Source organism: Bradyrhizobium brasilense (genome assembly GCF_029714345.1).
In the GTDB taxonomy this organism is placed as follows: domain Bacteria; phylum Pseudomonadota; class Alphaproteobacteria; order Rhizobiales; family Xanthobacteraceae; genus Bradyrhizobium; species Bradyrhizobium australafricanum.
Window position 1 is genome coordinate 5,217,373 of sequence record NZ_CP121669.1, and the last position, 12,400, is coordinate 5,229,772.

Below are 12,400 nucleotides of genomic sequence, written 5' to 3' on the forward strand. Positions count from 1 at the left end.
CGACGTTCCATAGCTCTCAGCCTCCGCGCCGGAAGGACTCCGCATGAAATCTCCCGTCACGATCGTCGGTGCCGGCCTCGGCGGCCTGACGCTTGCCCGCGTCCTCCACGTCCACGGGATCGCAGCGATCGTCTACGAAGCGGAAGCCTCCGCAGAGGCACGAACGCAGGGCGGCATGCTCGATATCCATGAGCACAACGGCCAACGCGCGCTGAAGGCCGCAGGCCTGTTTGAAGAGTTCCGCGAGCTGATCCACCCCGGCGGCCAGGAAACCCGCGCGCTCGATACCCAAGGCAATGTCCTGCTGCATCATCCGGATGACGGCACGGGCGGGCGGCCCGAGGTGCCGCGGGGCGAGCTGCGCCGGATCCTGCTCAATTCGTTGCCCGAAGGCACGGTGCGGTGGGGACACAAGGTCATAGCGGCCTCTCCGCTCGGCGGCGGGCGGCAGGTATTGAGCTTTGCCGACGGCACGACGGTGACGACCGACCTTCTGGTCGGGGCCGACGGTGCCTGGTCGCGCGTGCGATCGCTTCTCTCCGCAGACGAGCCGACCTATGTCGGCACTTCGTTCATCGAGACATATCTGTTCGACGCCGATGTCCGTCACCGAGCGAGCGCGGAAGCGGTTGGCGGCGGCGCCATGTTCGCGCTGGCGCCGGGAAAGGGCATCGCCGCGCATCGTGAGCCGAACGGCGTGCTGCACACCTATGTGGCGCTGACCAAGCGTGAGGAATGGTTTGCCAACCTCGACTTCTCCAACCCTGCGAGCGCCCTCGCCCGCGTCGCCGAGGAATTCGATGGCTGGGCCCGGGCGCTGACCGCGCTGATCACCGACGGCGAGACCGCGCCGGTGCTGCGTCTCATCCATGCGCTCCCGGTCGATCACCGATGGGATCGGGTGCCTGGTGTGACGCTGCTCGGCGATGCCGCGCACCTGATGGCGCCATCAGGCGAAGGGGCCAATCTCGCAATGTATGACGGTGCCGAACTCGGCGCGGCGATCGCTGCCAACCCAGGTGACGTCGAGGCCGCCCTCGCCGCCTATGAAGAGGACCTGTTTCCCCGCAGCGCGTCCGAAGCGGCTGATGCGGAGGAGCTCCTCGAGTTGTGCTACGGCGCTAACGCGCCGCAGAGCCTGATCGACTTTTTCGGCAGTCACCTCCCCGCCGAGAACCGTAGCGAGTAACGGAGAAGCCGCGGCGTACCGGGTCCCCCGCCTTCCCGGGGGACGACACCGCAAGCGCCACTACGCCTTCTTCTTCACGTCCTTGACGTTGGAGAAGGTGATGCCCTCGGCGCGCTCGCGGGTGTAGCCAAGATAGAACTCGTTCTTGGCCATGAACACGGGATCGCCGTCGACGTCGTCGGCGATGCCGGAATTGTTGGCGGAGATGAAGGCGTCAAGCTGCTTGCGGTCGTCGGACGAGATCCAGCGAGCCAGCGAGAACTCGGAGATCTCGAACTCGACCGGCAGCGAATATTCCGCATCGAGCCGCGCCTTCAGCACATCGAGCTGCAGCGGGCCGACCACGCCGACCAGCGCCGGCGCACCGTCGCGCGGACGGAACACCTGCACGACGCCCTCCTCCGACATCTGCTGCAAGGCTTCCTTCAGCTTCTTCGCCTTCATCGCGTCGGTCAGCCGAACGCGGCGGACGATTTCCGGCGCGAAGCTCGGCACGCCGACAAAGGTCAGATCCTCGCCCTCAGTGAGGGTGTCGCCGATCCTGAGCGTGCCGTGATTCGGAATGCCCACGACGTCGCCGGCAAAGGCCTCGTCGGCGACCGAGCGGTCCTGCGCGAAGAAGAACTGCGGGCTCGACAGGCTCATGTTCTTGCCGGTGCGTACCAGCTTGGCCTTCATGCCGCGGCTGAGCTTGCCCGAGCACAGCCGGGCGAAGGCGATGCGGTCGCGGTGGTTCGGATCCATGTTGGCCTGGATCTTGAACACGAACGCGCTCATGCGCGGCTCCGATGCCTCGACCTTGCGCAAATCCGAGTCCTGCGCGCGCGGGGCCGGCGCGAATTTGCCGAGGCCTTCGAGCAAATCGCCGACGCCGAAATTGCGCAGCGCGCTGCCGAAATAGACCGGCGTCAGGTGGCCCTCGCGGAACGCCGCGAGCTCGAACGGCTTGCAGGCTTCCGAGGCCAGCGCGAGCTCGTCCTTGACCTCGGTGACGTCGAGATTGGGATTGCGCTTGCCGAGATCGGCGATGTCGATCTGCTCGGTGGCGCCGGTCTTGGCGCCGCCGCCCTCGAGCAGCCGCACGCCGCCATTGACGACGTCATAGGTGCCGAGGAAGTCGCGGCCACGGCCGACCGGCCAGGTCATCGGCGTGGTGTCGAGCGCCAGCGTCTTCTCGATCTCGTCCAGAAGCTCGAACGTGTCGCGGCTCTCGCGGTCCATCTTGTTAATGAAGGTGATGATCGGGATGTCACGCAGCCGGCACACCTCGAACAGCTTTCGGGTGCGCGCCTCGATGCCTTTCGCGGCGTCGATCACCATGACGGCGGAGTCGACCGCGGTCAGCGTGCGATAGGTATCTTCCGAAAAGTCCTCGTGGCCCGGCGTGTCCAAGAGGTTGAACACGAGGTCGTTGAACTCGAAGGTCATCACCGAGGTGACGACCGAGATGCCGCGCTCGCGCTCGATCTTCATCCAGTCCGAGCGCGTGTTGCGCCGCTCGCCCTTGGCCTTGACCTGGCCCGCGAGGTTGATGGCGCCGCCGAACAGCAGCAGCTTTTCCGTCAGCGTGGTCTTGCCGGCATCCGGGTGCGAGATGATCGCAAAGGTGCGCCGTCGCGCCACTTCCTCTGAAAGCGGCGAGCGGGACGGCGATTCGGCTGAAACTGAAATGTCGGACATGGCGGGGCATTTGGCAGGGAAAACGGGCGCAATCAAGGGCGTTTTGTCGCAATGCGGAACGCCCGCACCATCCCCATATAGGCGCCGGAAGGACGACCTTCTCCTCACCATACCATTCGCGGGGACGACCCTGCCTTATCTGGAGGGTTCGTGATGGCTTGGACCATTCTGTTCATCGCTGGCCTGCTCGAGATCGGCTGGGCGATCGGGCTGAAATATACCGAAGGTTTCTCGCGGCTGGTGCCGTCGGTGCTGACGCTGGCGGCGATGGCCGGCAGCGTGATCCTGCTCGGCCTCGCGCTGAAGACGCTGCCGATTGGAACCGCCTATGCGGTCTGGACCGGGATCGGCGCGGTCGGCACCGCGGCGCTCGGCATCATCCTGCTCGGCGAACCCGCGACCGCGATGCGGCTCGCCAGCATCGGACTGATCGTTGCCGGCATCGTCGGGCTGAAGCTGGTCGGCTGATTACTCCTTTTTGGGACGCGTTTTCTTAACACGAACCGGCTCCCACTCCGCTCGAAAACGCTACTTCAGAATCTGCACCGCCCAATAGCTCGCGGCTGCGACCGCGGCCGACGCCGGGATCGTGATGACCCAGGCGTAGACGATCGAGCTCGCCACATTCCAGCGCACGGCGGAAAGCCGCCGTGCGGCGCCGACGCCGACGATTGCGCCGGTGATGGTGTGCGTGGTCGATACGGGAACCCCGAGATAGGTCGCCATGAACAGCGTCACGGCGCCGCCGGTTTCGGCGCAGAAACCCTGCATCGGCGTCAGCTTGGTGATCCGCAGCCCCATGGTGCGCACGATCCGCCAGCCGCCCATCAGGGTACCCAGCGCCATCGCGCCCTGGCAGGCCAGCACCACCCAGAACGGAATTTCGAAGGTGTCGCCGAGATGGCCCTGCGAATAGAGCAGCACGGCGATGATGCCCATGGTCTTTTGCGCGTCGTTGCCGCCATGGCCGAGCGAATAGAGCGACGCCGAGGCGAATTGCAGGATGCGGAATGCGCGATCGACCGCGAACGGCGTCGAGCGCACCGAGAGCCAGGACACGATCGCGACCAGCACCAGCGCCAGCAGGAAGCCGACCAGCGGCGACAGCACGATCGCGAGCAAGGTCTTGGAGAGCCCGCTCCACACCGCCGCCGAAATCCCCGCCTTCGCCATGCCGGCGCCGACCAGGCCGCCGATCAGCGCGTGCGAGCTCGACGACGGAATGCCCAGCGCCCAGGTGATCACGTTCCAGACGATCGCGCCGACCAATGCTGCGAAGATCACGGTCGCATCCACCACCGACGGCTCGATGATCCCGGTGCCGATCGTGTTGGCAACGTGCAGGCCGAACACCAGGAACGCGACGAAGTTGAAGAACGCCGCCCAGAACACCGCATATTGCGGCCGCAGCACACGGGTCGAGACGATGGTCGCGATCGAGTTCGCGGCATCGTGCAGGCCGTTCAGGAAGTCGAACAGCAGCGCGACCGCGATCAGGATGGTCAGAATTGGAAGACCCAGCGTGGCGTCCACGTGATGCCCCGCTCTATTGTGCTTTGTTGAGCATGATCGCCGCGCAAACACTTCGCGTTTGTCGCAGGGAAAACCGCATCACACTTTTCCGGATCATGCTCAGACTTGCTCGATCACGATCGAGTTGATCTCGTTGGCGACGTCGTCGAAACGGTCGGCCACTTTCTCGAGATGGTCGTAAATCTCCGCGCCGACGATGTAGTCCATCGTGTTGGCGTCGCGGTGCTTCAGGAACAGCTCCTTGAGCCCGATATCCTGGAGATCGTCGACCCGGCCCTCGAGCTTGGTCAGTTCCTCGGTGATCTGGGTCAGCATCGAGACGTTGTGGCCGATCGACTGCAACAGGGGCAGCGCGCGGCCGACCAGATTGGCGCATTCGACGATCAGGCCGCCCATCTCGCGCATCGGCGGCTCGAACTCGCGCACCTCGAACAGCATGACCGCCTTTGCGGTCGCCTGCATCTGGTCGACCGCGTCGTCCATCGAGGTGATCAGGTTCTTGATATCGCCACGATCAAACGGGGTGATGAAGGTGCGGCGAACCGCGGTCAGGACCTCGCGGGTGACGCTATCGGCGTCGTTCTCGAACTGATTGACGCGCTGGCAAAAGACCGGAGTCTCCTCCCCGCCCTTCAGCATGTCCTGCAACGCCAATGCGCATTGCACGGAGGTCTGGGCGTGTCGGGCGAACAGGTCGAAAAACCGCTCTTCCTTGGGCAGGAAGGCGCGAAACCAGCGCAGCATGTCTCAGTTCCATCATTCCGGGACAGCCCTTTTAGCGACTGTCACAGAACTGTCATAGAGCATCTGGCGGGGAAAGCATCGGGATCGACCGCCCGAGCGGGCGGTCGTCCACCGCTATGTCGGCCGAAAGTCGCCGAGACCTGCCCTACAGCGACCGCCGCAACAAATGGGCCAGCTCACCGACCAGGCCGCGCCGGAACAGCAGCACGCAGGCCACGAAGATCACGCCCTGGATCACCGTCACCCACTGGCCGAAACCGGCGAGATATTGCTGCATGGCGATGATCACGAAGGCGCCGACCACCGGGCCGAAGATGGTGCCGAGACCGCCGACCAGCGTCATCAGTACGATTTCACCGGACATCGACCAGTGCACGTCGGTGAGCGAGGCATTCTGCGCCACGAACACCTTCAGCGAGCCGGCAAAGCCCGCCAGCGTGCCCGACAGGATGAAGGCGAGCAGCTTGTACTGGTCGGTCTTGTAGCCGAGCGAGATCGCCCGCGGCTCGTTCTCGCGGATCGACTTCAGCACCTCGCCGAACGGCGAGTTGATGGTGCGGTAGATCAGCAGGAAGCCGGCGAGGAAGCCGACCAGCACGACATAGTAAAGCACCAGCGGCTTCGAGAGATCGAAGATGCCGAGCAGGTGGCCTTGCGGAATGCCCTGGATGCCGTCTTCACCATGGGTGAACGGCGCCTGCAAATAGAGGAAGTAAAGCAGCTGCGACAGCGCCAGCGTGATCATCGAGAAATAGATGCCCTGCCGCTTGATCGAGATGTAGCCGGTGACCAGGCCGAGCAAGGCCGCGGCCGCGGTGCCGACCAGGATGCCGAGCTCCGGCGTCAGCCCCCACACCTTCAGCGCGTGGGCCGAGACGTAGCCGGCAGTGCCGAGGAACATCGCGTGGCCGAACGACAGCAGGCCGCCATAGCCGATCAGGAGGTTGAAGGCGCAGGCGAGCAGCGCGAAGCACAGCGCCTGCATGACGAAGAACGGATAGATCCCCGTCCACGGCACGATCGCCAGCAGCAGCGCCATCGCGGCGAATACGATCATCTCGTCGCGCATCGCGCGCGGCGTGATCGGAAGTGTATCGTCGGTCAATGCTGACATATCAAGCCGCCCGTCCCGTCAGTCCCGTTGGCTTCACCAGCAACACCACCACCATCAGGACAAACACCACGGTGTTGGAGGCCTCGGGATAAAAATACTTGGTCAGTCCCTCGATCACGCCGAGCGCGAAGCCGGTGATGATCGAGCCCATGATCGAGCCCATGCCGCCGATCACGACCACCGCGAACACCACGATGATGAGATCGGCGCCCATCAGCGGGCGGACCTGGTTGATCGGCGCCGACAGCACGCCGGCAAGCGCGGCAAGACCGACGCCGAGCCCGTAGGTCAGCGTGATCATGCGCGGCACGTTGATGCCGAACGCGCGCACCAGCGTCGGGTTCTCGGTCGCGGCGCGCAGGTAGGCGCCGAGCTGCGTCTTCTCGATCAGGAACCAGGTGGCAAGGCACACCACGAGCGAGAAGATGACGACCCAGCCGCGATAGATCGGCAGGAACATGAAGCCGAGATTGACGCCGCCCTTGAGCTGATCCGGGATCGAGTAAGGCAGGCCCGAGGAGCCGAAATAGTTCTGGAACACGCCCTGCACGATCAGCGCGATGCCGAAGGTCAGCAGCAATCCGTAGAGATGGTCGAGGCCGGTCAGCCATTGCAGCATGGTCCGCTCGAGGATCATGCCGAAGATGCCGACCACGACGGGTGCGATGATCAGCGCCCACCAGTAATTGATGCCGCCCAAATTGAGCAGGAAATACGCCACGAAGGCGCCCATCATGTAGAGCGCGCCATGCGCGAAATTGATGATGTTGAGCATGCCGAAGATGACGGCGAGCCCCAGACTGAGCAGCGCGTAAAACGAGCCGTTGATCAGTCCCACCAGAAGCTGTGCGTAGAGAGCCTGCATCGAATGAGCTTTCGCTAGATAGATGAAGCCCGCCGGCCACGCGCATGGCCGGCGGGCATGATCGTCACTTCTTCAGAAGCGCGCAGGCGCTCTTGTCGAGCGGCGTGAAGGCCTGGTTGCCCGGCACGGTGCCGACCAGCTTGTAGAAGTCCCACGGTCCCTTGGACTCCGAAGGCTTCTTCACTTCGAACAGATAGGCGTCGTGGGTGACGCGGCCGTTGGCCTCGACCTCGCCCTTGCCGAACAGCGGATCGTCGGTCGGGATCGTCTTCATCTTCGCGACCACTTTGGCGCCGTCATGCGGATTGCCGCCGAGCGCTTCCAGCGCCTTGAAGTAATGCATGAGACCCGCATAGACGCCGGCCTGCACCATGGTCGGGGGCGCGCTGTTCTTCATCCGCTCCGAGAAGCGCTTGGAGAAGGCGCGGGTCTTGTCGTTGAGGTCCCAGTAGAACGTCTCGGTGAAGTTGAGGCCCTGCGCGGTCTCGAGCCCGATCGCCTTGACGTCGGTGAGGAACAGCAGCAGCGCCGCGAGCTTCTGGCCACCCTTGACGATGCCGAACTCGGCCGCCTGCTTGATCGAGTTGGTGGTGTCGCCGCCGGCATTGGCGAGGCCGATGATCTTGGCCTTGGAAGCCTGGGCCTGCAGCAGGAAGGAGGAGAAGTCAGCGGTGTTGAGCGGATGCTTGACGCCGCCGACCACCTTGCCGCCATTGGCGGTGACGACGGACGTGGTGTCGCGCTCGAGCGCGGCGCCGAACGCGTAATCCGCGGTGAGGAAGAACCAGGTGTCCCCGCCCGCCTTCACCAGCGCCTGGCCGGTGGCGTGGGCGAGCATGTAGGTGTCGTAGGTCCAGTGCACGGTATTCGGCGAGCACTGCGCGTTGGTGAGATCCGAGGTGGCGGCGCCCGAATTGATGTAGACGCCGTTCTTTTCCTTCACGACGTTGTTGACCGCGAGCGCGACGCCGGAATTCGGCACGTCGACGATGGTGTCGACCTTGTCGACGTCGAACCACTGGCGGGCGATGGTGGTGCCGATATCGGGCTTGTTCTGGTGATCGCCGGAGATCAGGTCGATGGTCCAGCCCTTGGCCTTGAGGCCGGAGTCCTCGATCGCCATCTGCGCCGCCAGCGTCGAGCCGGGGCCGGCGAGATCGGCGTAGAGGCCGGACTGATCCGACAGCGCGCCGATCTTGACCGTCTTGTCGAGCTTTTCCTGGGCGGAGGCGACGCTTGCAGCCGAGAGCACCATCGCGGTGCCGAGCAGGAGCGCCGAAATCTTGTTCTTCATGTCGTATTCCCTCGTCCTAAATTTTCTGGTTCTGGCGATATCAGACGCCGAGATAGGTATGGAGCTTGTCCATGTTGGCCGACAGCTCGGAATTCGCGAAGCCGTCGATCACCTTGCCGTGCTCGACAATGTAATAGCGGTCCGCAACGGTCGAGGCGAAACGGAAATTCTGTTCGACCAACAGGATCGTGAATCCCTGCGACTTCAGGCGCGCAATGGTGTGCCCGATCTGCTGGATGATGACCGGCGCCAACCCTTCGGTCGGCTCGTCCAGCATCAGGAAGCGCGCGCCGGTGCGCAGGATGCGCGCGATCGCCAGCATCTGCTGCTCGCCGCCCGAGAGCTTGGTGCCCTGGCTGGTGAGGCGCTCCTTCAGGTTGGGAAACAGCGTGAAGATCTGGTCGAGCGGCAGGCCGCCCGGCCGCACCACCGGCGGCAGCAACAGGTTCTCGCGCACGTCGAGGCTGGCGAAAATGCCGCGCTCTTCGGGACAGAATGCGATGCCGAGCCGCGCGATTTTGTCCGAGGTGGCGCGGATGATTTCCTGATTGTCGAAGCGGATCGAGCCGGAGCGCTTGCCGATCACGCCCATCACCGACTTCAACGTGGTGGTCTTGCCGGCGCCGTTGCGGCCGAGCAGCGTCACCACCTCGCCGGCCTTCACGTTGAAATTGATGCCGTGAAGGATGTGGGATTCGCCGTACCAGGCCTGCAGATCCTTGACCGTCAGCACGTCGGCGCCGGCCGCAGCGACGGGCTTCTCCGCCAGTTTTGCCTCAGCCATGACCCGCTCCCAGATAGGCTTCCTTCACGCGCTCGTCCTTGGAGAGGTCGGCGTAGTTGCCCTCCGCCAGCACCTGCCCGCGCGTCAGCACGGTGATGATGTCGGAGAGGTTGGCCACCACCGAGAGGTTATGTTCGACCATCAGGATGGTGTATTTCGCGGAGATCCGCTTGATCAGCGCCGCGATCTTGTCGATGTCCTCGTGGCCCATGCCGGCCATCGGCTCGTCGAGCAGCATCATCTCGGGGTCGAGCGCGAGCGTCGTTGCAATTTCAAGTGCGCGCTTGCGGCCGTACGGCATCTCGACCGCCGGCGTATTGGCGAATTCGCTCAAGCCGACGTCGTTCAGGAGCTCGTGGGCGCGCGGATTGAAGCGGTCGAGCACGCTTTTCGAGCGCCAGAAATCGAACGACGAACCGTGTTGCCGCTGCAGCGCCACGCGAACGTTCTCAAGCGCGGTCAGATGCGGAAATACCGCCGAAATCTGAAACGAACGGACCAGCCCGAGGCGCGCCACGTCGGCCGGCGGCATCGCGGTGATGTCGTGGCCCTTGTAGCGAATCTGGCCTGCCGACGGCTTCAGGAATTTGGTCAGCAGATTGAAACAGGTCGTCTTGCCGGCGCCGTTCGGCCCGATCAACGCATGGATACTGCCCCGACGCACTTTCAACGCGACGTCGCGAACGGCGAAGAAACCCGCGAATTCCTTGGTCAATCCGCTGGTTTCGAGGATGAACTCATCGGCCAAATAGATTCCCCCATACGCCATCGCTGCGAAGCCCCTCGCCCGCGTGGCCAGCTTTTTTCGTGTCCGACAGGCGTCCGATACGTCTTGGAAACCGTCCAGGGCCCGTCGCCTCCGGGCCGGAATATGCCGTCATCTGCGGCGGTTACGCAAGGTGGAAAGCTGTGCAGTGCGGCATCAGCGTGACCGGTTCCGGTTGATCCTTAGTCGAATGGCATTTCGGTGCGCTTTGCGCCTCGGGAAAGCGGTCGTTAACGGTGTTTTGCTCCGGACTCCCACTTTCATAGAATATTTGCGCCTCTCGCCGAAGCTCCGGCCATTGCATGATGAACGGCTAGAGCCTTGCATTTCGAGCGCGCCAATCCTTCAGTCGTCAAATCGATCCCGCAACGTGATTTCCCCGGCACGTGGCTGCGACTTTATGCCCGCAGCCAAACCATCCCGCAGATCGATGAACTTGTCCCTGGCCGCATCCCGTTCGGGGATGTGCCTGAATTCGGCTAGCCGATGCAATTCAGAAGTGCCGATCCATCGGTGGTCAAATCGATCACGCAGCGTGTGCTGCTGAACTCCTGGCTGCGCGCGCTGCGCATGCCGGACGCGCTTCCCCCATTGTGCGACTTCCACACCGAGGGCACCGCCGACGAGCGCGCCGACATGATGAGCTTTGACGTGGTCGGCAGTGGCGAGGCCGCACGTTTCCTGATTACGCAGGAAGGCGCGAGGCTGACGACGGCCTATGGCAACGAGCACATCGAGCCGCCGCTGCGCACCAACCGCTATCTCGATGATGCGATCGGACCCGAGCGCTATGCCGGCGTGATCCTGTCCTATCGTGCTTGCCTCGCGCGCAAGCGTCCGACCTATACGGTTGCGGAGGTCACGGACGCCGACGGCAAGGACGTTTCCTATGAGCGGCTGCTGCTGCCGTTCGGACGCGGCGACAGCGTCGAGCACATCATCGGCTCCTACAAGGCGATCAGCATCGACGGCGGCTTCCGGCTGCACAATCTGATGGGCGTGGCGGCGAAGTCGGCCCCGGTGGTCACGGAGCGGGCCGTGATCGACCGCAGGTTCGTGCCCGCGGATGGTCCGGCGAGCCATGAATCAGTCGAGCTGATCTAGACTCGTCACTTCTCGCGAAGCGCTCACCCCATCACTGGAAGCGCCTCACCCCTTCTTGCGCACCTTCGCCGGCACTTCCTTGGCGTAGATGTCCGGCTTGAAGCCGACCACGCGCTTGCCCCCGAGATCGAGCACCGGACGTTTGATCATCGAGGGTTGCTCGGCCATCAGCGCCAGCGCCTTGCGCTCGTTCAACCCTTCCTTGTCGGCATCGGGCAGCTTCTTGAAGGTCGTGCCGGCGCGGTTGAGCAGCGTCTCCCAGCCGACCTCGTCGCTCCACTGCTTGAGCTTGTCCTTGGCGATCCCGGCGGTCTTGTAGTCGTGGAAGTCGTAGGCGACGCCGTGATCGTCGAGCCAGGCCCGCGCCTTCTTCATGGTGTCGCAGTTCTTGATGCCGTAGATGGTGATGGTCAAAGCCGTTCCCCGCATGCGATTGCGGCGGGGAAATTAGCCTCGCGGCAACGGCAACGCCAGATCAGACCGCGCCGCGAGGACGTGAAGAAGGCGTAGTGCCATCCTCGGTGTCGTCCCCCGGCTCGACCGGGGGACCCAGTACGCCGCGGCATCTCCGTGATTGGTGCATGGCGCTCGCCAGAAACACCGCCGTCGTCCTGGCGAAAGCCAGGACCCATAACCACCGCAGTTGATTGTGAATGGGAATCGCGGCCCCAGCGTCGCGCAATGACTGAGATTTGGGGTAATGGGTCCTGGCTTTCGCCAGGACGACGATGAGGGCGGTTGATCGCACTCAATGCGCATAATGCGTAAAGACGAAATCGTGATCGCTGGCGTGGGCCTTGTGGCAGGCAAAACACGTCTCGTGCTGCGCGGCATCGACCGGCTTGCCGTCGATGAAGCGGCCAAAGCCCCAGCCTCCGGTCGAGGCATATTTGGCGGCGTCCTTGACCATCACCTGGACCGTGGTCGCCGGCCCCGTGATGAAGGCGCCGTCGAGGCCTGCAACCGGCGTGCGCTTCCAGGCGAGCTTGACCAGCACGGTGCCGTCGGGGAAACGCGCGGCGCCGTCCTGATAGGCCTTCACGGCGGTCGCGTTGCCGAGCACGCTGCGAAGTTCATCCAGCCCGGTCTCCTCGCCGACCGCGATCAGCTTCCAGTCGCGATAGCCGTCAGGAATTTTCACGCCGAAGATCGGCGATGCCAGTGCCGCATCGTCGGCATGCCCGGCGGCAAACGGCAATGACGCGCTGATGCAGGCTGCCGCGATCGCGGCAGCTGCCCATTTCAAAACCTGTCTCATGATCCCTCGTCCGCGCTCGCTCTTGTTTGACGCGTTTTCTTCACGCGAACCGGTACCCACTTCGCTCGA

Annotated in this window: 14 protein-coding genes; 4 read left to right on the plus strand and 10 right to left on the minus strand. The window is 63.8% G+C overall.

Translation table 11 applies throughout. The features are described 5' to 3' along the window. The first annotated feature begins 43 nt into the window (after positions 1-43). Entirely contained in the window at positions 44-1,189 is a 1,146-nt protein-coding gene (locus QA635_RS24630; RefSeq protein ID WP_283061845.1) for an FAD-dependent oxidoreductase, read from the plus strand. Positions 1,190-1,249: 60 nt separating this feature from the next. On the opposite strand, the gene QA635_RS24635 is transcribed toward QA635_RS24630, so the two are convergent. After that, positions 1,250-2,869 (minus strand): peptide chain release factor 3, encoded by a 1,620-nt coding sequence (locus QA635_RS24635; protein ID WP_283061846.1) that lies wholly within the window; start codon positions 2,867-2,869, stop codon positions 1,250-1,252. A 153-nt stretch (positions 2,870-3,022) separates the two neighbouring features. On the opposite strand from QA635_RS24635, the gene sugE reads away from it, so the two are divergent. After that, positions 3,023-3,337, plus strand: a complete 315-nt coding sequence (sugE, locus tag QA635_RS24640) for a quaternary ammonium compound efflux SMR transporter SugE (protein WP_283061848.1) — start codon at positions 3,023-3,025, stop codon at positions 3,335-3,337. Positions 3,338-3,397: 60 nt separating this feature from the next. Here sugE and QA635_RS24645 read toward each other — a convergent pair whose 3' ends face one another. From QA635_RS24645 to QA635_RS24675, 7 genes are all read right to left on the minus strand, one after another. Continuing rightward, entirely contained in the window at positions 3,398-4,402 is a 1,005-nt protein-coding gene (locus tag QA635_RS24645) for an inorganic phosphate transporter (protein ID WP_092088304.1), read from the minus strand. Positions 4,403-4,501: 99 nt separating this feature from the next. Further along, entirely contained in the window at positions 4,502-5,146 is a 645-nt protein-coding gene (locus QA635_RS24650; RefSeq protein WP_092088306.1) for a DUF47 domain-containing protein, read from the minus strand. 145 nt (positions 5,147-5,291) lie between these two features. After that, positions 5,292-6,260 (minus strand): branched-chain amino acid ABC transporter permease, encoded by a 969-nt coding sequence (locus tag QA635_RS24655; RefSeq protein WP_057019845.1) that lies wholly within the window; start codon positions 6,258-6,260, stop codon positions 5,292-5,294. Between the two features lies 1 nt (position 6,261). Then, on the minus strand, positions 6,262-7,125 hold the full coding sequence (locus tag QA635_RS24660; protein WP_016839880.1) for a branched-chain amino acid ABC transporter permease: 864 nt from the start codon (positions 7,123-7,125) through the stop codon (positions 6,262-6,264). A gap of 64 nt (positions 7,126-7,189) precedes the next feature. Then, positions 7,190-8,419, minus strand: coding sequence for an ABC transporter substrate-binding protein (locus QA635_RS24665; protein ID WP_057019844.1), 1,230 nt, complete (start codon positions 8,417-8,419; stop codon positions 7,190-7,192). A 40-nt stretch (positions 8,420-8,459) separates the two neighbouring features. After that, positions 8,460-9,203 carry an ABC transporter ATP-binding protein gene (locus QA635_RS24670; RefSeq protein WP_016839878.1) on the minus strand — a complete coding sequence of 248 codons (744 nt, stop codon included), beginning with the start codon at positions 9,201-9,203 and terminating at the stop codon, positions 8,460-8,462. Further along, positions 9,196-9,951: an ABC transporter ATP-binding protein gene (locus tag QA635_RS24675; RefSeq protein WP_016839877.1), complete on the minus strand. Its 756-nt coding sequence runs from the start codon at positions 9,949-9,951 to the stop codon at positions 9,196-9,198. Before QA635_RS24675 ends, QA635_RS24670 begins: the two co-directional genes overlap by 8 nt. A 339-nt stretch (positions 9,952-10,290) precedes the next feature. On the opposite strand from QA635_RS24675, the gene QA635_RS24680 reads away from it, so the two are divergent. Further along, positions 10,291-10,452: a hypothetical protein gene (locus QA635_RS24680; protein WP_283061851.1), complete on the plus strand. Its 162-nt coding sequence runs from the start codon at positions 10,291-10,293 to the stop codon at positions 10,450-10,452. Between the two features lie 3 nt (positions 10,453-10,455). Beyond that, entirely contained in the window at positions 10,456-11,073 is a 618-nt protein-coding gene (locus tag QA635_RS24685; protein ID WP_283061853.1) for a hypothetical protein, read from the plus strand. Between the two features lie 45 nt (positions 11,074-11,118). On the opposite strand, the gene QA635_RS24690 is transcribed toward QA635_RS24685, so the two are convergent. Beyond that, positions 11,119-11,487, minus strand: coding sequence for an ArsC family reductase (locus tag QA635_RS24690; RefSeq protein WP_141713431.1), 369 nt, complete (start codon positions 11,485-11,487; stop codon positions 11,119-11,121). 334 nt (positions 11,488-11,821) lie between these two features. Beyond that, on the minus strand, positions 11,822-12,331 hold the full coding sequence (locus tag QA635_RS24695; RefSeq protein WP_283061855.1) for a cytochrome P460 family protein: 510 nt from the start codon (positions 12,329-12,331) through the stop codon (positions 11,822-11,824). Positions 12,332-12,400: the final 69 nt, after the last annotated feature.